The sequence below is a fragment of the Nostoc sp. C110 genome, assembly GCF_043099725.1.
GTDB lineage: Bacteria > Cyanobacteriota > Cyanobacteriia > Cyanobacteriales > Nostocaceae > Nostoc > Nostoc muscorum_A.
The window spans coordinates 5,934,513-5,952,102 of record NZ_CP171148.1; the positions used below are offsets into that span (position 1 = coordinate 5,934,513).

The 17,590-nt window shown below is 41.9% G+C and carries 16 protein-coding genes; 6 read left to right on the forward strand and 10 right to left on the reverse strand.

Features of this window, described 5'->3' with window-relative positions; translation table 11 throughout:
- Positions 1 to 245: 245 nt before the first annotated feature.
- From ACFFRD_RS30370 to ACFFRD_RS30390, 5 genes are all read right to left on the reverse strand, one after another.
- The gene (locus ACFFRD_RS30370) at positions 246 to 854 is read right to left on the reverse strand and encodes a hypothetical protein (protein ID WP_392479468.1); all 609 of its coding nucleotides are present in this window, start codon (positions 852 to 854) and stop codon (positions 246 to 248) included.
- Between the two features lie 230 nt (positions 855 to 1,084).
- The gene (gene thiD / locus ACFFRD_RS30375) at positions 1,085 to 1,906 is read right to left on the reverse strand and encodes a bifunctional hydroxymethylpyrimidine kinase/phosphomethylpyrimidine kinase (protein ID WP_392479469.1); all 822 of its coding nucleotides are present in this window, start codon (positions 1,904 to 1,906) and stop codon (positions 1,085 to 1,087) included.
- A gap of 257 nt (positions 1,907 to 2,163) precedes the next feature.
- Positions 2,164 to 3,510 carry an FAD-binding oxidoreductase gene (locus ACFFRD_RS30380; RefSeq protein ID WP_392479470.1) on the reverse strand — a complete coding sequence of 449 codons (1,347 nt, stop codon included), beginning with the start codon at positions 3,508 to 3,510 and terminating at the stop codon, positions 2,164 to 2,166.
- Positions 3,511 to 3,754: 244 nt separating this feature from the next.
- Positions 3,755 to 4,090, reverse strand: a complete 336-nt coding sequence (locus ACFFRD_RS30385) for a hypothetical protein (RefSeq protein ID WP_392479472.1) — start codon at positions 4,088 to 4,090, stop codon at positions 3,755 to 3,757.
- 21 nt (positions 4,091 to 4,111) lie between these two features.
- The gene (locus ACFFRD_RS30390; protein ID WP_114084950.1) at positions 4,112 to 4,594 is read right to left on the reverse strand and encodes a tetratricopeptide repeat protein; all 483 of its coding nucleotides are present in this window, start codon (positions 4,592 to 4,594) and stop codon (positions 4,112 to 4,114) included.
- A 313-nt stretch (positions 4,595 to 4,907) separates the two neighbouring features.
- On the opposite strand from ACFFRD_RS30390, the gene ACFFRD_RS30395 reads away from it, so the two are divergent.
- Entirely contained in the window at positions 4,908 to 5,096 is a 189-nt protein-coding gene (locus ACFFRD_RS30395) for a hypothetical protein (RefSeq protein ID WP_392479474.1), read from the forward strand.
- Between the two features lie 500 nt (positions 5,097 to 5,596).
- Here the strand turns inward: ACFFRD_RS30395 and ACFFRD_RS30400 are convergent, their stop codons facing one another.
- Positions 5,597 to 6,013: a PleD family two-component system response regulator gene (locus ACFFRD_RS30400; RefSeq protein WP_179074439.1), complete on the reverse strand. Its 417-nt coding sequence runs from the start codon at positions 6,011 to 6,013 to the stop codon at positions 5,597 to 5,599.
- Between the two features lie 349 nt (positions 6,014 to 6,362).
- The gene (locus ACFFRD_RS30405) at positions 6,363 to 7,682 is read right to left on the reverse strand and encodes a CCA tRNA nucleotidyltransferase (RefSeq protein ID WP_392479476.1); all 1,320 of its coding nucleotides are present in this window, start codon (positions 7,680 to 7,682) and stop codon (positions 6,363 to 6,365) included.
- An 86-nt stretch (positions 7,683 to 7,768) separates the two neighbouring features.
- Here ACFFRD_RS30405 and ACFFRD_RS30410 point away from each other — a divergent pair, with 86 nt between their 5' ends.
- Both ACFFRD_RS30410 and tsaB read left to right on the forward strand, forming a co-directional pair.
- Positions 7,769 to 8,017 carry a Ycf34 family protein gene (locus ACFFRD_RS30410; protein WP_114084947.1) on the forward strand — a complete coding sequence of 83 codons (249 nt, stop codon included), beginning with the start codon at positions 7,769 to 7,771 and terminating at the stop codon, positions 8,015 to 8,017.
- A gap of 424 nt (positions 8,018 to 8,441) precedes the next feature.
- On the forward strand, positions 8,442 to 9,098 hold the full coding sequence (gene tsaB, locus ACFFRD_RS30415; protein WP_392479478.1) for a tRNA (adenosine(37)-N6)-threonylcarbamoyltransferase complex dimerization subunit type 1 TsaB: 657 nt from the start codon (positions 8,442 to 8,444) through the stop codon (positions 9,096 to 9,098).
- A gap of 31 nt (positions 9,099 to 9,129) precedes the next feature.
- On the opposite strand, the gene ACFFRD_RS30420 is transcribed toward tsaB, so the two are convergent.
- The gene (locus ACFFRD_RS30420) at positions 9,130 to 10,047 is read right to left on the reverse strand and encodes an AEC family transporter (RefSeq protein ID WP_392483202.1); all 918 of its coding nucleotides are present in this window, start codon (positions 10,045 to 10,047) and stop codon (positions 9,130 to 9,132) included.
- 102 nt (positions 10,048 to 10,149) lie between these two features.
- Between ACFFRD_RS30420 and ACFFRD_RS30425 the strand changes: the two genes are divergently transcribed.
- Positions 10,150 to 10,953 carry a D-alanyl-D-alanine carboxypeptidase family protein gene (locus ACFFRD_RS30425; protein WP_392479480.1) on the forward strand — a complete coding sequence of 268 codons (804 nt, stop codon included), beginning with the start codon at positions 10,150 to 10,152 and terminating at the stop codon, positions 10,951 to 10,953.
- A 499-nt stretch (positions 10,954 to 11,452) separates the two neighbouring features.
- On the opposite strand, the gene mrdA (ACFFRD_RS30430) is transcribed toward ACFFRD_RS30425, so the two are convergent.
- Positions 11,453 to 13,273: a penicillin-binding protein 2 gene (gene mrdA / locus ACFFRD_RS30430; RefSeq protein WP_392479482.1), complete on the reverse strand. Its 1,821-nt coding sequence runs from the start codon at positions 13,271 to 13,273 to the stop codon at positions 11,453 to 11,455.
- A 333-nt stretch (positions 13,274 to 13,606) separates the two neighbouring features.
- On the reverse strand, positions 13,607 to 15,454 hold the full coding sequence (mrdA, locus tag ACFFRD_RS30435; protein WP_392479484.1) for a penicillin-binding protein 2: 1,848 nt from the start codon (positions 15,452 to 15,454) through the stop codon (positions 13,607 to 13,609).
- A gap of 202 nt (positions 15,455 to 15,656) precedes the next feature.
- Between mrdA (ACFFRD_RS30435) and ACFFRD_RS30440 the strand changes: the two genes are divergently transcribed.
- The gene (locus ACFFRD_RS30440; protein WP_114084943.1) at positions 15,657 to 16,784 is read left to right on the forward strand and encodes an ABC transporter ATP-binding protein; all 1,128 of its coding nucleotides are present in this window, start codon (positions 15,657 to 15,659) and stop codon (positions 16,782 to 16,784) included.
- Positions 16,785 to 16,983: 199 nt separating this feature from the next.
- The gene (locus tag ACFFRD_RS30445; RefSeq protein WP_114084942.1) at positions 16,984 to 17,433 is read left to right on the forward strand and encodes a hypothetical protein; all 450 of its coding nucleotides are present in this window, start codon (positions 16,984 to 16,986) and stop codon (positions 17,431 to 17,433) included.
- The last annotated feature ends 157 nt before the right edge of the window (positions 17,434 to 17,590 follow it).

The following is a 17,590-nucleotide window of genomic DNA, read 5'->3' on the forward strand; positions in this document are numbered from 1 at the left end:
ATTACCACTTTTTTAAAGTGTAGATTCTTTGCTTGATGTTTGAGACATGAGAACCAGCAAGGATTTATTAATTAAATAATCTTTGAGGTTCTAATATAAAGAATTTGCTGTCAAGCTAGCATATTATGTAGCTTTTATAACCTAAAAATAGATAAATTTCGCTATTTAGCAGATATCTTCAGATATTTAGAGAGTGATTGCAGAGAAATTGTTCGTTAGCCTGCTGCTGACTGCGGGAATGTCAACTAACGTTTCTGATGTTCAAACAAAGGACGTACAACGAAATATCCAGCGCTAAAGGCAGTAAGCATAATTAGCAAGATGGTGATAATTAACCACCAGCCATTGAGTCCCTTGGGATCTGACTCAGTAGTGGAATAATAACTTACTTGTTGCTCTTCTATAAAAACTGGTTCTTGTATGGGGAAATTCATTTCCATTACAGGTGTTGCAAAGTTTTGGCGACGGCTTTTTTCGGGTGGGGCTTTGGAGACAGCAGGTGGACGCGGATGAGCAACCTGCTGGCGTGGAGGCGCTTGAGTTACTGGCACTTTAGCGGCGCTTTTCACATCGCTAGAAGCTTGGGTGGCTTGCTGATAGCTAGGCGCAACATGGGAATCCACAAAATTTTGCAAATGAGAAAAAGAATCAACAACTTTGATAATTTCTTGGCGTAATAGTTGATTTTCTTGTGTTAGTTGCTGATTTTGGGTAGTGAGTGCATTTAGCCTCGCCTGTGCTGCTTGCAACTCTGCTGACAATTCTCTGTATACAGATAGTGGTACAGAGGGAGGGTAGGCTTGAGTAGTCGGTGTTGGCGAATTTCTGTGAACAGAACCTATGGTTGTTCGCATCGGTGGCTTGGTATTAAAAATCAAGGTAAGTAGATCGTACAGAGATGCTAACAGAGATAGTCAGCCCTGAAACTATGCCCAAGAATAATAGAAAAATTCCGAAAGGGCAAAGATTTGTTATTTGGGCATTGGAAAGAGGCAGAGGGGCGGGGTGCGGGGGGCAGAGGGGAAAACTCTTCTCCTCTGCTCTCTGCCCAAGTTCTCAGTCCTCTTGATAACTGACTACGAGGTTAATTTCGTAACAATGGGAAGAAGTGTCCTACAGGGCCTTGCCCTTTGCCAATATCTAGGGCGTAAGTGAGTGCAGTAGTCACATACTCCTTAGCCTGTTGCACTGACGACCACAAGTCATTTCCCTTAGCCAGATTAGCAGCGATCGCAGCTGATAGTGTACACCCAGTACCGTGAGTATTTTTTGTCTCTACTTGCTGGCAAGTCAAAACTTCTAACTTGTCCCCATCAAACCAGATATCAACGCCACGCAAATCTCCCTGCATACCGCCGCCCTTGACTAAAACAGCCTTCGTCCGTAAAGTCTTGTGAATAATTTCAGCAGCAGCTTGCATATCCTCCACGGAATTAATTTCTAACCCGCTTAAAATCTGGGCCTCGTAGCGATTCGGCGTGATGATAACAGCCTTGGGAATCAGGACATGGGATAGAGTCTTCACAGCATCATCATCAATCAATTGTGCGCCTGTACGTGACACCATTACTGGATCAACTACTAGATTCTCGATTTCTAAAGCTTCCACCTGCTGGGCAACAGCAAAAATAATTTCCTGATTGAGCAACATACCGGTTTTGGCAGATTGCACACCAATGTCCTCAACTACTGCCTGAATTTGCGCCACAACAGCCTCTGTTGCCATAGCATCTACCCTTTTCACTCCTAGAGTGTTTTGTGCCGTGACGCAGGTTATAGCGCTAGTACCGTGGACACAGTGAAAAGCAAAAGTGCGTAAATCAGCTTGAATTCCTGCACCACCACCACTATCTGAACCAGCAATGGTTAAAGCAACAGTTATTCTGGAGTTTATTTCAGTATTCATTATTAAAGAGAAAATTTTGATACAGCAGAATTAAGGAGCCAGAAAGGGCTACGCGCCCCTAACAGAACTAAAACACGCTTTATTGACTTAGCTTGTATATAACACCCAACTTGAAGTCTGCTGTATGTGTTTCTGTAGGTTGCTAAACCTCGTCTACCTTGAGAACCATAGTTTTGTAGGTTGGGTGGAGTGAAACGCAACCCAACATTACATAAATATATCCTTTAAAAAACTCTAGGTTTCAACATAGATGAGGTTTAATTTTGAATTGGTAATTGAATAACCTTGCTTTTACCAGGATTCATCAACCGATATGGGTCAACTATTTCTTTAAATTTTAACTGTTCAGGAGCAATAACTTTTCTGCCTCCGTCTTCCATAATATACGTGTGGGGATTGCCAATACTTACACCTTGTTCTTCGTGATAGCGAATAATTTCATTGAGGCGTTCTTCTGTGGTGTAGCGAACAAGTTGCAAACCAGCAATAACTACAGCACCGTTCAGGCGAAAAAATTCTAAATGCATCATCACTTCATCGCCAAAGTGATGATAGAACTGCTCTACCACTTGCAAACTGCAATGGCTAGGGAACATACTTTGTAAGTAGGTAATTGTAGTATCTACACTCCGGGCGTGTAAGGTAGTGTGGTTCCAGCTAAATTCTATTAAATGTGTTCCTTTGGCTGCTTCCTCGGCTGGTTTTTCATAAGTAATTTGGCCGCCATATTGCTGCACCAAACCCGGTAAGAATTCCAAACTCGATTCAGCAATTATCAAAGATACTGCGTGAGTCCCTTCAGGAATGTACTGTTGTAGGGCGTGAAAATATTGGGGTATTGGGGATGCAAAGACAGAAATCAACTTTTTAATCATGCCATCAGCATTACCAAGAGCCTGACCAAATTTTGCTGCTGTCATAAAGTCGTCAAATGTGACAATGACTTCTGCCCAAGGATAAGCTGGCCCCAATGGGATTTCTACTTCGGTAATGATGCCGTTAATTCCCCAAGCATGATTCACCTTGTGTACATCATCACCGCGTAATTCGATCGCACGAGGTTCATCTTCTACAGTTATTACTCGCAGTGCTAAGATATTACCGCGATCGCTTAGTAACCCATATTGGATCGAGCCAACACCCCCACTTCCCCCAGCAATAAATCCGCCAATTGTCGCTGTGCGGTAAGTCGAGGGTGCCATCCGAATTTCCCAGCCAATCTCTCTGGCTTTTTTATCCAAAGCCGCCAACTTCACGCCAGCTTCTACCCGCGCCACCCCCGGTTTTATCCAAGGAATCCCTTGCATCCGGGTCATATCTAGGATTACACCGCCATGTAAGGGTACGCATTGCCCATAATTTCCTGTTCCCGCACCCCTCACTGTCACGGGTATACGGTGTTTCGCACAGGCAGCTGCAACTTTTAAAACCTCTGCTTCATTGGCGGGACGCACTACAATATCCCCGACTTTCCCCTCTAGTTTCGGTATCAGTACCGGGCTAAAGTTGTGATAATCCTGAGATAATTTTGCTACTTGGGCAGAATCGGTAATGGTTTCTATACCTTCTAGAGAATTAATCAGGGCATCCAATTTTATCGTCATAGTTGATATCCTTTTTTTGACGCATAGGGACGCATGGGTTCGCAGAGAATTAACTCCTCTGTGTTTTTAAATTTTAATTCTCATTTTTTACAGCACTTTCATGCCACTTATTTAATATAAATTGGTTTGCCTTTGAAGTAGGCAAGGATTTTAATTGCTGAGTTGGGATGTGTAATAAGACACCAAGGGTCTTTCTGGAAAATTGCTGCGACTGTAATTTTGGGAATACTTTGTGCTATGGCGTTCACGGCATCAATGCCATAAAGAAATCTACCGTACCCCCCATCAATAATTGAGTAGCGCTGGAAAGCTGAAAGTTACTCATTTTGATATTGACATCTAAACCGTAGTCTTTGTAGATACCAGTGGCTATCACCTGGTAAAATTCGCCGTGTTCTGCTTGTGCTATCCAGTTTTTACCTAACGTAACTTTATCCAACTGAGAATTGCTAGTTGATGGTTGGTTGCTGTTAGTACAAGCAGCAATAACGCTGCTACCAATCCAGATAGAAGCGTATTGAATAAAATTGCGGCGACTAAGGCGATGAATTGCTGTTGATGAGGGTGATGACAGATTCATAAAACAGTATGATGCTTTCTCCTATCTGCCGTTGTAGCTGAATCTAAATGTACATTCTAGAATCAACTTTTGATTCACTAGTGAATAGGGCTGAATTTCTAAAGCACGTTTAAAAGCTCGGATAGCTTCACCATATTCTCCTAGTGCTGCATAACACAACCCCATACCGTGAAGTGCCCCAAAATGTATCGGATTTATTTGTACAACCATCTGACAATCTGCCAAAGATTTTTGATAATCACCAATACTGTAATAGAGGAAAGCACGACGATTCCAGGCTTCGGCAAAATCTGGCTGGTCTTTAATTAGTGCCGTTAGCGCTGTTTCAGCTTCAGCAATTTCACCCGCATCCAGTAACTTTTGACTACGGTCAATTATTTCCAGCCCATAGATTCCCTTTTGCTGAAACCAAATCCGCCAAATTTTTCTGGTTGCTTTGTCCCGGACTGTAGCATCGGGGTTTTTCAACTCTTCAAGTAAGGAATTGATAGATAAAGAATCCATGAATTTGAAATCAGTGAATATACCTTTGTATTAACTTTCTCACAAAATATATCTACTGAGCCATTTTTAAAGTCATCTTTAAATTCACGCTGATTAATCGCTATTTATGAATTTCCTGTGTGCTTTATTGTATTCAGCAATATGACTAATATTACACTCGACATTCAGGGTCATAAAAATAAAAACTCGCTAGAGGTAGTTGACGCATTCCTAGTGACTAATAGCGGAGAAAACATCCCTAAAGAAATAATGACTATGCCTAATTTGGGATTTACCAGAAATTAGCAAGCACTTTGGGATTGCAGAAGCACAGTTGCGTCCTACTTTATTTGAACAAACTAAGAGCATATTTATAGCGTTGTTGATGCGATCGCCTTTGAAGGTGTTGACCGTGCATATTCTCAGCGATCTGGCTGCGATCGGTTATCCTAACAAGCCGTTGATGAAGTCTTTGTGTTTGGTGCAGATATATGTAACTGTCTGCTTATTCGCTGCACCATAAGGTATCGAGCTGGGCAATATTATGATGTGATATTCTATACATATTTAATAGATGATAATTTGGAATAATATAGCTATATTATTCCTGGTTTAGGAAATGCAGGCGATGTCTACACTTATTGGACACAAAATAAGCTGATTACCCATCAACAAATTACCATCAATGCAGTAATTAATGGGAGACTTCATTAACATTGATTAATAACTTTTACATTCCTCAAATTAGATAATTATTTTAAACAAATCCGTAATAAATATATTGCACAACTACAGAAAAGTCTCTCCGTCTATTTCTTGAACATCTACTATAGCGTTTCCTAGTCTGCTGAGGTGCAAATCTCTGCGTACCTCTGCGCTTTACTTTGCGTCCCTTTGCGTTTCAAAATATTATCTGTACCTCACATAACTGGGAATCGCTATAAGTAAGTTAGCATCATAAAACCAAACTATGTAAATAAAAATGAACTAGGCTAAAACCCTATTGCCTTATCCCAACGACAATTATTTACGCTCACTTATTTGTAATATTGAATACTTAAGTTTTGAGACTGGAATATGCCGACTGATTACCACTTCTAATTGATTAAAATCATAGGGTTTAGTAATACAATCATCAAATCCTGCAAGCATAGTGGATTCATCATCTTGTACCTCTGTTAGAGGGGTTACTGCAATAATTGGAATAGTAGCAGTTTTTGAATTGTGTTTGAGGTCATCAATTACTCGGTTAGCACTCAAATTAGATAGCATCGTATCTAGTAGGATTAAATCTGGTTGATGAGTTTGTGCTAACATCACAGCCCTCACCCCTTGCTTGGTACAAATGCATGAAAAATTTAATATTCTTAGATGAGAATTAAGTAGCTCTAAATCATGTAGATTATGTTCTACAACCAAAATTAAAGGCATTCCATTCATTAGCAGTTAGTCCTATCCAAAAAAGGCTACGCATAAAGACTCCGCTTATTAGGAAAACCAAGAGGTACTTTTTTCTGGCATGTGCTTAAGTAAATATACGAGGGTGCATTCTGCCAATTAACTAGGCCATGAAATAAATAGACTGGTGTATAATCCATTAGGTTATCCATCTATGCTAAATTGCAAGAAAAACACAACATAACAATATCAAGCAAATAGTAGCATATATGATGCGTGTACTAACAATATTGATTAAATAATCACGATTTTCTGGCTAGTACTACACCTAATTCCTTCAATTTAGCAGGGAGAAGGAACGCACCCTTTAAAACGCTAGATACATTTCTTTCTATTTCCCTTCTGCCTTTTCTTGTAATTGACGTGCATAAGCGATCGCTTCTGTTGGCGTTGAGACTTTCCCCTCAGCTTGTGCTACGGCAATTTCTGTCAAAAGTTGTCCAATGATTGGTGAAGCTGGAATATCTAATGCTATGATCAACTCCTTCCCGCTCACTAGTAGAGAGGGATGAGCAACCAGATCGTCAGGGTTAAGGTAGCGGTTGATTAAAAGTGTCAAGACAGGGCAGTCCCTTGCTTTGGTTTCCAAACTTGTAGCGACTTGTGGCTTGTCACCAGATATCGCCTCTACCAAATTATCAAGTGCCACAGCCAATACTACCGCAGTGGGAAACACAATATCTGCGTCACGGAATAATAAATATTGTTCTCGCAAAGACATATCAACTACTTTAAACTGCGGTAACAATTTCAGAGCAGTGGTTACACCCCGAATTTCGGCACGACTATAAGTTAGTTGTTGTAGCTCTATTTCTGCTAATTCTGGATTGGGATTGACAAGACAAGCAAGTTTGGCAATACCTAACCAAGTCGTTTTGATACTATCGCGGACATATTCTTGGAGTTTTACGCCTAATTGTTGCCAATTTTCTGTGATTAAGGCGGCTGCATCGTCAACTGCGGCTAGTTTGCTCAAGCTTTCACGAGTAGCATTTTTGAAGAAAGGAGCAAGTAAACCATCTTCCCAAGCACTTGCGATCCAAGGAGTACCTTGAGAATTTGCCAGTAGATAGCCAATTTCTACCCGAACTCGTTCGGCTGCAACTTTGCTCAGATGTGATGCTAAAGAACAAATTGCGATTCGGGTAGCTGGCTCAATAGTAAAACCTAATTGGGCGGCTTGGCGATAACCTCGCATTAAGCGCAAAGGATCATCTTCTAAGTTTGCGGGTGATATCATTCGCAAAATGCCCTGTTGTAAGTCTACATAGCCTTGTAGAGGATCGATAATTTCTTGTGTATAGGGATTATAGGCGATCGCATTTACTGTAAAATCTCGTCTGTGCAAATCAACCTCTAAACTATCTCCTTCCTGTTGGGCAAAGTCGGCTGTGGCGTGGGGAAAAACCACACGAGCAATTTGTCGTTCTGCATCTAGTAAAACAAAACCAGCTTTGTAATGATGAGCGATCGCTCTTGCTACCTTTACCGCTTTCGATGGTATAACAAAATCTAGATCCAGATATTCACGAGTTCTGCCAAGTAGCGCATCTCGCACAGCGCCACCTACCATGTAAGCGGGTTGTGGCAAGAATTCTAAACTAAAAGGCCAATTTTCGGGAGCTAGGGTAGAAGGAATTGATTCAAGCATTGTAATAAAAATCAACCCAGCAACTCATGAATAACGGTTGGGCTTAAGTTAGATTAACAATAAAGGCCCCTGGAGTTGGTTCTATTATGTGTATTTGTGTGAACTGCCACTATGTAGACAGCTGTGTTACCTATCATGCCGTAGAAGGGCAGCACCAACAGCCTCACTTGACTGAAACACCCAGTTTTGATCCGAATGAACCTTCTATCAATGTCAATATTCGGACAAACGATGATGTGATTGAGATGGAATGGGATGTTGTTGGTTGTCTCAGCTTCAAGCGGGAAACGGGTAAGTGGTCGAAATTGCGTCCTGGTGAATTAGTGCCGACTTGAGAAGTCAAAAATACTATATTATGCCTCAGTCCATTAATAACAAAATCTTGACAATTCCATCCCAAGTTTCCTAGTGAGAGTAAAAGTATTTAGTTTGACTTTACACACCTAGGTTATTCGTGGGGGTAGAGCGATCGCTAAAACCCTTTTTCTTTCGTTCAACCCCGCGGAATGCCTGCGTTGTAAGCAATTTGAAGACGGTAGACCCTTATCCTATTGTCAATAATTTAAGCTGAATGACAGGTAAATTAGATACCTGCTAAAATGAACCTTTCAAAAATTGTCATAGTAAGGATTATAAAAGGGTAGAGTTTTTCAATTACTTCCCCTCATGGGGATAAAAACAAAGTGAAAATTCATAACTATGATGTGCTTGAATAGATACATCAAGTTAACTATAGAAAAATCAATATTTTAATTAACTTTGACTACAGAACTAAAACACTTCACAGCAACAAAGTACGCTTTATCACTACACACCACTACTCCCGAATTAGGATTGGCAATTAGTAACTTTGCTGGTGAGCATCGCTCACAAGTTTGGAATTTGGGGCGTGATTTATCTAGCTTAATCCATGAATATTTAATTGACTTCATCAAACCGCAAACTTGGGCAGATTTGTCTTTCATCGCAGTTGCAAAAGGCCCTGGTGGCTTTACAGGAACTCGCATTGGCGTTGTCACTGCTCGAACTTTAGGGCAACAATTAGATATCCCTATATTTGCAATTTCAACTTTAGCTGCGGTAGCTTGGGCAGAAGCAGGCAAAAGTCCAAATCCAAAAACTATTGCGGTGGAAATGCCAGCACAACGAGGTCAAATTTTTGCTGCTATTTATCAGTTTGAGCCAGATGTTTCTAACCTAAAAGTGTGTTTACCAGATAGAGTATTCACACCAGAAGCATGGCAGGAAACTTTAGGGAATTGGAACACTAATTATCAGCTAATTCAAGCAAAATCTGGGTTAGCAGCGACGGTGACAAGTATTTTAGAATTAGCTAATCTGGATTGGCAAGAGGGCAAGTATCCTAATTGGTCAGAGGCTTTGCCATATTATGGGCAACATCCAGTAGAAGTTTAACTGATATGTGTCACACTCCATAAATCTAAAATCAAAATAGCCACAGCCAAACGGGGAGAGTAAGCAACAATACTATAGCCCCAGCAGCTAGGGCTGTAACTGCCAGATCGCGATCGAGATTGAATGTCTCAGCAATTACCAATGTTGCGAAAGCTGGAGGCATGGCCATTTGTAGCACGATTATCTTTGCGATCGCTCCAGTTATTCCAAATACTGGTAGAATACTCCCCAATATCAAGGGAACTAGCAGCATTTTGATTCCCAAGCTCATCCCTACTTGTGGTAGGCTACGCCAAGATTTGAGTAGCGCCAGTCGCATTCCAATTAATACTAGGGATAAAGCTACACTACTCCAAGCAAATTTTTCTAACCAGAATTCTGCAACTGTAGGAATTGTCACCTGCCGAAACAGCAAGCCAAATCCGAAACCCCACAGTGCAGGATTAATTAAGATAGACTTGGCAATCTGCCAATGATTCTGAACACCACCGCCAAAACGCGCTGCTAGTAATACACCCAAACCGTAAGTTCCTGGGAATGAACCTAACAAATCGTAAAATAATGCCCAAGCGAAGTATTCCTTGCCTACCATTGCTAAGGTAATGGGAAAACCAAGATAACCTGTATTACCCAACATTGCGGCTAATATCAAGCTAGCCTGAGTTGGTGGTTGGAGGACAGTATTTCTAAAATAGGCTTGTCCTTTAATGGCTAACCAAGCTAAAAATGCTCCGAGTAAAATGGCTAGGTAAGCGATCGCAGGTGCAATCCAAATTTGCCCTGACAAGCTGGATTGACGCAAAAAAGATACTATGCTTATGGGTACTCCCACCCAAAAAAGAAACTGTCCCAAACGTGTAGGAACTGTTACAGGTAGTTTGCGTCCCAGAACAAAACCTACCAGGACTAATCCTCCCAGCTTGACGTATAGTTCTAAAAGGTTTGTCAAGATTGCGCCTAAAAACCACAGATGTAAAATGCTACCTGTTACGTCTACTTTTGTCCAGTGCAAAATCTGTTATGGCTATCCCACAAAAACAGGAGTTTACCCTTGAATAAGGCAGGGTTTTCTGGAAAACCGCAAAACTCATCGAATGACCTTGGTGATGATATTCCAGTGGCTGTACGTGATACACCTGTTGCAGCACGCAAAATGTGGTTGCAGCCCCAAATTATGATGATTGGCGGAGTGGTGGGATTTATCCTGCTGGCTTTAATTAGCGGTTTTTTGTTTTTCGTCACTGCACCCAAAAAAATCGCCGATTCTCAACCTTTACCAGCGACTTCTACTCCTCCGACTCCAGCACCATCTAATAATTCTAGCGATACTATATTAGGGCATTTTCCTTACCCAGAAGCCCCTCAGTCAGAACTAGTAACCATCTCCGCAAATAGGGGCATTAGAATGCGAAAATCTGCTGCCCAAAAGTTTGAGGAGATGGTAGCAACAGCCCGGAGTGCAGGTGTAACTTTAGTGCCAATTTCTGGCTTTCGCTCACTTAAAGACCAGGAACAATTGTTTTTTGGTGTCGGTGCCCAACGAAATCAAACGCCAGCAGAACGGGCTGCCCTCAGCGCTCCTCCTGGTCATAGCGAACATCACACAGGTTATGCTGTGGATGTTGGGGATGGATCAGTACCAGCAACTAATCTCCAAACCAATTTTGACAAGACCAAGGCTTATCAATGGCTGCAAGCAAATGCAGCACGCTTTAGCTTTGAAATGTCTTTTCCTAAAGATAATGTTCAAGGTGTGAGTTATGAGCCTTGGCACTGGCGTTTTGTTGGCGATCGCAACAGCTTGGAAATGTTTTACAAAGCCAGAAATTTGAAACCCGCTAAGATATCGCCATAGGAGTTGTTCGATTTTAGATTTTAGATTTTAGATTTTCCTTCAATCCAAAATTCAAAATCTAAAATTGGCAGAGCAGGTCGCTTCGCTCCAATTAAAAATTAAAAATTATTAATTAAAAATTGCAAGACGTTAGTGGACTCGCTCTAAGGCAATACAGTTCAGATAAGCATTTCTTTTTTCTCTCAGTGCCGCGCCAGTTGCTACCCTGCGGGAACGCTTTCAGCGAACAAGTCGGGGAACCCGCCCAACGCACTGGCTTCTCTGCGTCTCTGTGGTAGCCTGCGGCAAGCCGCTTTGCGTCTACGTAAAAAAATTGACTTTGACAAAGAGTTTTAGCCTTAACTGAACCGTATTGCGCTCTAATGGACTTGCAAAAAATAAATTATCCCAAATTATTTGTATATTTGTAGGGGCCCAAGGACTTGCGCCCCTACCCAAACTGGTCGGGAAATTTTATATCGATGACAAAGTAAAATTACGGTAATCACAAGTTCCAATTTTATACTTTCTTCGGCGCTGGTTTCTGATACTTACCTGGATACTTGCGCTGAAAATATTCCTCCATAATTTGTAAGATCATTGGCGCAGCAATGCTACCACCGCCACCGCCGGAATGTTCTGCAAATGCCACAATCACGAATTCTGGCTGTTCAGCAGGTGCATAAGCACCAAACCAAGCGTGATTTTGCTTAACACGTCCCTTCCAGGCTTCGGCAGTACCACTCTTACCCGCGACTGGGGGAACTGTTGGCTGATTCAAAGCCTTACCAGTACCTTCCGCTACTACTTTCCGTAGCCCTTGCCGGAGAACACTTATGGTTGCCGGCTTCATATTTAAAGATTCTCGCCAGCTTTTTGCTTCTTCATTGTCTTTAAGCAAATGCGGCTGGACTCTATAGCCACCATTCGCTGGCACGGCAAACATGATGGCGACTTGCAGGGGTGTAGTTTGTAAAGCACCTTGACCAATTGACATATTAATACTGTCTCCTACTGTCCAAGGTATCTTCCAAGCTTTCTGTTTCCATGTCTCATCTGGCACTAAACCTTTTGCCTCTTCATTGGCAAACTCAAAGCCGGTTTTTTTACCAAATCCATACTTGCGAGTCCATTCTATTAAAGTTGGGCCACCGACTCCGCGACCAATTTGATAGAAAAAGGTATCACTACTCCACTGTAATGCACCAACAAAACCCAACGGCCCGAATCCGGCGTGATTCCATTCACCAAATCGGGTACCGCCAAAACTTAAGGAACCGTAGGTTTGCAAGACTGTACTAGGAGAAAATTTACCGGATTCTAGACCAGCTGTGGTAGTGACAATTTTGAAGGTACTCGCAGGTGGAAAGGCGCTGAGGGCGCGATTCACCAAGGGATGATCTGCACCTTGTACAGTTTCCCAATCTTTTTGGCTAAGTTTCTGCTTCGAGAAAATATTGGGGTCAAAGGTGGGATGAGATACCATTGCTAAAACAGCACCGTTCTTGGGGTCAAGTGCGACAATTGCACCGTCGCGATCGCCTAAAGCTTTTTCTGCTGTCTTTTGCATATTTAAATCTAGGGTCAAGTGCAAATCTTTACCAGGCTTCGCTTGCTTCTCCCCCAAAACCCGGAGTGGTCGACCTGCACCATCGACTTCTACCTGCTGACCCCCCCATTCGCCTCGCAGACTTATTTCATAAGCTTTTTCAACTCCCATTTGACCAATCACATCACCTAATCTGTAGCCCTCCTGCTTCTTTTCTTTTAATTGGTCGGCGGTCAGTTCTCGCGTATAGCCTAATACATGAGCTAATTCCTTGCCGTGGGGGTAGTAGCGAACGGCTTCTGTATGAATTTCTACATCTTTAAGTTCTGTTTGATACTCCTTCAATGCCGTAATTTGTGCTTCGTTCAAGTTACGAGCAATCCTTATAAGTGAAGAAGAGTTAGCACCTGCCTCTTCTAATTTCTTCTCCATCTCTTCTTGGGGAATCTCAAGAATTTGAGATAGACGTGCCCCCACAACTGACCATGCAGGCTTGGTATGTGCCATCGGCCACAAATATACAGAGCGAGGATAGCTAGTACTGGCTAAAAGTTTGCCATTACGGTCAAAAATATTACCCCGTTCTGGTTGTTTGGCAATCATCCGAATTCGATTTGACTCAGCTCGTTTTCGGTGGCTTGCTCCTTCAGTAATTTGCAAATATGCCAAACGAACACTGATTCCCGTCAGCATTAATAGAGTAAATATAATCAAAAATATCGGCTGGAAACTCTGTCCAACTGTACGTGTATTTTTTTGTCCGCCAAGTGGAGATGGTTTAAATATAGTCATAAGACAAAGAAGATTTCAAAATTAAGATTATCTGTAAACAATTCTGCTCATTTCTTAGCAGGTATTTAATAGCAAACTAATAGGCAGTGATTAATTGTTTTCAATTAATACCATAAGCTACTCTCTTCCATCTCATCGCCCAAAGGCTTTTTGAATTCTGAATTTTGCACACTAGTACAGGTCGGCGGAAATAAACCACCCATTCCAAATGGATAAAACACTTAGGCTGTATTCATTTTTAATTTTTTTAGCGCAGCGTAAAGCCTTCGGCATGGCTTCGCTTAGAGCGAGTCTGCGAGCGTCACTTTTAATTTTTAATTCCGCCTTGCGGTACTAGTCTCCAGTGCCATGTCCTGAATTCTGAGTTTTTGCTTCTGATGGATCAGGCTGAGATTTTTTATACTTACCTGGATACTTGTGCTGAAAATAAGCTTCTAGCACTTGTAAAACCATAGGCCCACAAATAGTACCGCCGTGTTCGCCAGAGTTTTCACCAAAAGCCACAACCACAATTTCCGGCTTATTACTAGGGGCATAAGCACCAAACCAAGTATGATTTGGGCGACCAACACCAGCTTCAGCAGTGCCACTCTTTCCAGAAGCTGGGGCAATTGTCGGCACGTCTAAGCGCTTACCAGTACCCTCACTCACTACCTTTCGCAGTCCATCGCGGAGAACTTTGATCGTTGTCGGCTTCATATTTAACGATTCTCGCCAACTTTTTGCTTCTTCATTGTCTTTGAGCAAATGCGGCTGAACTCGATACCCGCCATTAGCAGGGACAGAAAACATAATCGCCGATTGTAGAGGTGTTACTTGTAAAGCGCCTTGACCAATTGACATATTAATGGTGTCGCCTACAGTCCAAGGTGTCTTCAAAACTTTCTGCTTCCATATTTCATCTGGAACCAAGCCTTTTGATTCTTCGTTGGGAAATTCAATGCCAGTTTTTTGACCAAATCCATATTTGCGGCTCCATTGGATTAAAGTTGGGCCACCAACTTTTCTACCAACTTGATAGAAGAAAGTATCACTACTCATAGCGATCGCTCGTGGAAATCCTAATGGCCCGAATCCGGCGTGGTTCCACTCACCAAAAGTCACGCCACCAACGGTAAGAGAACCAAAGGTCTGTAATATTGAGTCAGGAGAAAATTCACCTGATTCCAATCCGGCTGTCGTAGTGACAACTTTAAAAGTACTAGCAGGTGGAAAGGCACTCAAAGCACGATTAACCAAGGGATGATCTTTGCCTTGCACGCTTTCCCAATCTTTCTGGGAGAGTTTTTGCTTGGAGAAGATATTCGGGTCAAAGGTGGGGTAAGATACTAGCGCTAAAACAGCACCGTTATTTGGATCGAGTGCTGCGATCGCACCTCGTTGATTTCCTAAAGCTTTTTCTGCTGCCTGTTGCACATCCAAATCTATGGTCAGATGCAAATCGTTACCAGCTTTTGCCTGTTTCTCGCCCACAACTCGGATTGGTCTACCCGCACCATCCACTTCCACCTGCTGACCACCCCATTCGCCTCGTAGCACTTTCTCATAAGCTCTTTCCACCCCCATCTGACCGATTACATCCCCCAGTCGGTAGCCTTCCTGCTTCTTATCCTTTAACTGGTCTGCGGTCAACTCTCGCGTATAGCCTAATACATGAGCCAATTGCTTCCCATGAGGATAATAACGTACAGAATCTGTATTAATTTCCACTTCTGGGAGTTCATTTTTATACTCCTTAAGCGCCGTGATTTCTGCTTCATTGAGATCGCGAGCAATTCGGATGAGCGAAGAAGAATTAGCACCTGCTTGTTCTAATTTCTTTTCCATCTCATCTTGCGGGATGTTGAGAATTTGCGCTAGACGCGGGCCGACTACAGACCAAGAAGGTTTAGTATGTGCCATCGGCCACAAATATACAGAACTAGGATAGCGAGTACTGGCTAAAAGTTTACCGTTGCGGTCAAAAATATTACCTCGTTCGGGTTGTTTAGCAATCATCCGAATACGGTTCGCTTCGGCTCGTTCTCGGAGTTTTGGGCCTTCAACAATTTGCAAATAGGCCAAGCGAGCCTCAATCCCAGTGGTTATTAAGAGGGTAAATACGATTAAAAATATTGATTGGAAACCACGTCCTACTGTACGTGTATCTTTTTTGCTGCCAATTGATGGGAATAAAGACATAAGACAAAGAATGATTCTAAGAGCGGTATTATCTGTATACAATTACCCTAAACTCATGCCCAAGACTGGGTATGAAAAAATCGGGCAAGTATATTCTTGAACAATTGTTTTTGGCGGATACAATAAACCAAAGTGTCAAATATAGTCTGCCCAATAGACTACTGACAAAGTTACGTAAGATCACGGCATTCTACTAAGGATTATGGCTCAAATTGTCATGCAGAATCAGAGGGGGATAACAACTTTTCAGCCACTTGATGTTGAACTGCGTAACGTGTTCAAGTTTTTTAACCAAGAACCAGCAGTACACGGAATAGACTTGGATGTCAGACAAGGAGAATTTTTTAGTATTTTAGGCCCCTCCGGTTGTGGCAAAACAACAACACTACGCTTAATTGCTGGCTTTGAAATCGCTGATGCTGGCAAAGTGTTGATTCAGGGTCAGTCTATGACTAATGTGCCGCCTTACCGCCGACCCGTCAATACTGTATTTCAAAGTTACGCTCTATTCAATCACTTGAATGTCTGGGATAACATCGCCTTTGGACTACGGTTAAAAAAAATCCACAAATCGGAAATTGAAATTAGAGTTCAAGACGCTTTAAAGTTAGTGAAAATGGAAAGTTTGCGATCGCGCTTTCCCAGTCAACTTTCTGGTGGTCAACAGCAGCGAGTCGCCTTAGCAAGGGCTTTAGTCAACCGTCCCACGGTTGTATTACTAGATGAACCTTTAGGGGCGTTAGATTTAAAACTACGTAAAGAAATGCAGGTTGAGTTATCAAATTTACACAAAGACTTAGGAGTAACCTTTGTGATGGTGACACACGACCAAGAAGAAGCATTATCTTTGAGCGATCGCATTGCCGTCATGAACCAAGGCAAAATCGAACAAGTTGGCACTCCCAGCCAAATTTACGAACGTCCCCAGACATCTTTTGTTGCTGATTTTATTGGCGATACTAATTTATTTAGTGGTGAAATCGTAGCGGTAGACTCCTCTAGTATTAAAATTTCCACAAAAACAGGACTCTCAATTATCATTAACCGCGCTGAAGATACACCATCTCAATTATCACAAGCGGTAGTAGTGAGTGTGCGCCCAGAAAAAATACAGCTTTCGCTTTATCCACCCAATTTGCCAGCTAACTGCTTTGAAGGGCGGCTTATTAATGTTATGTATTTGGGCACACACGTTAATTATGTTGTGGAATTAACAAATGGTATTAGGATAAATGTATTGCAACCTAATACTTTTGGTGCTTTACCGGATAGCGACACGCCAATCTACGCTTGGTGGGCAGAAAATGATTGTTTAGCTATTAATCAATAGTTGTAATAGTCTATCTTCTATAAAGCTTATTTTTGATTTTTGCGAAGCTAGATGCAACTCAAAGAGCCTTTTTTCCTGTTGCCTCTTAAGCCAAATAATTATGGCTACGCCACGCTGGGCGAACAAAAATCAAAGCGCATTCCTATATAAAATTTAATAATGGAATAATACCTTGACCTTGTACTCGGAATATTAACCCATGTCAATTTTTAAAAGAGTTCCTTGGGTGTCCCTGGCGTTAGTACTGCTTAGTTACAGTACCTTGGGCTGGGTAATATCTGAAACACACGCTCCTCTGTTTGTGTGGGTGCTGACTGTGGTTGCAATCTTGCTTTTAATAGTGACGTTGACCACTCCTTGGCCGAAAATGACCTATTATCTCAGGATTTTGCTTAAATCAAACGTCAGGTCTTTTGGCGTTGCTGTCTTAGCAGCTTTCTTATTTTTTCTGATGATTGCCTGGTTTCGGGTATTTCTTGATACTTTACTCATCATTTCGGCAACTATATTAGTCAGAATAGATTTCCAAAGAGCAGGTCTTAGAGAAGGGCTAGCTTTTTTTACTGCATCTATCTTTTCATTTGCAGGTTTAGCTTTGGGTGCGCTAATTTACGAGTTAATATATTCCCACGTTCTCGTAAAGTTATGAAGTATATTCAAAAAAATTAGAGATGTCTGTGGTGGCCTGCATAAAAGCTTCAAAACTCATGTTTATTACCTAAATATTTATAAATGAAGGCAGGAGGAAAACTGTACTTCCCTATGAGACGCTATGCGAATAGACAAGCTCTTTTACCACTAATTTT

Excerpts from the sequence above, each read along its gene's own strand:
- ACFFRD_RS30380 (WP_392479470.1), bottom strand. The coding sequence starts at position 3,510 with ATGACGATAAAATTGGATGCCCTGATTAATTCTCTAGAAGGTATAGAA.
- ACFFRD_RS30440 (WP_114084943.1), top strand. The coding sequence starts at position 15,657 with ATGGCTCAAATTGTCATGCAGAATCAGAGGGGGATAACAACTTTTCAG.
- ACFFRD_RS30390 (WP_114084950.1), bottom strand. The coding sequence starts at position 4,594 with ATGGATTCTTTATCTATCAATTCCTTACTTGAAGAGTTGAAAAACCCC.
- mrdA (WP_392479482.1), bottom strand. The coding sequence starts at position 13,273 with ATGACTATATTTAAACCATCTCCACTTGGCGGACAAAAAAATACACGT.
- ACFFRD_RS30400 (WP_179074439.1), bottom strand. The coding sequence starts at position 6,013 with ATGAATGGAATGCCTTTAATTTTGGTTGTAGAACATAATCTACATGAT.
- mrdA (WP_392479484.1), bottom strand. The coding sequence starts at position 15,454 with ATGTCTTTATTCCCATCAATTGGCAGCAAAAAAGATACACGTACAGTA.
- thiD (WP_392479469.1), bottom strand. The coding sequence starts at position 1,906 with ATGAATACTGAAATAAACTCCAGAATAACTGTTGCTTTAACCATTGCT.
- ACFFRD_RS30445 (WP_114084942.1), top strand. The coding sequence starts at position 16,984 with ATGTCAATTTTTAAAAGAGTTCCTTGGGTGTCCCTGGCGTTAGTACTG.
- ACFFRD_RS30385 (WP_392479472.1), bottom strand. The coding sequence starts at position 4,090 with ATGAATCTGTCATCACCCTCATCAACAGCAATTCATCGCCTTAGTCGC.
- ACFFRD_RS30405 (WP_392479476.1), bottom strand. The coding sequence starts at position 7,682 with ATGCTTGAATCAATTCCTTCTACCCTAGCTCCCGAAAATTGGCCTTTT.
- ACFFRD_RS30410 (WP_114084947.1), top strand. The coding sequence starts at position 7,769 with ATGTGTATTTGTGTGAACTGCCACTATGTAGACAGCTGTGTTACCTAT.
- ACFFRD_RS30370 (WP_392479468.1), bottom strand. The coding sequence starts at position 854 with ATGCGAACAACCATAGGTTCTGTTCACAGAAATTCGCCAACACCGACT.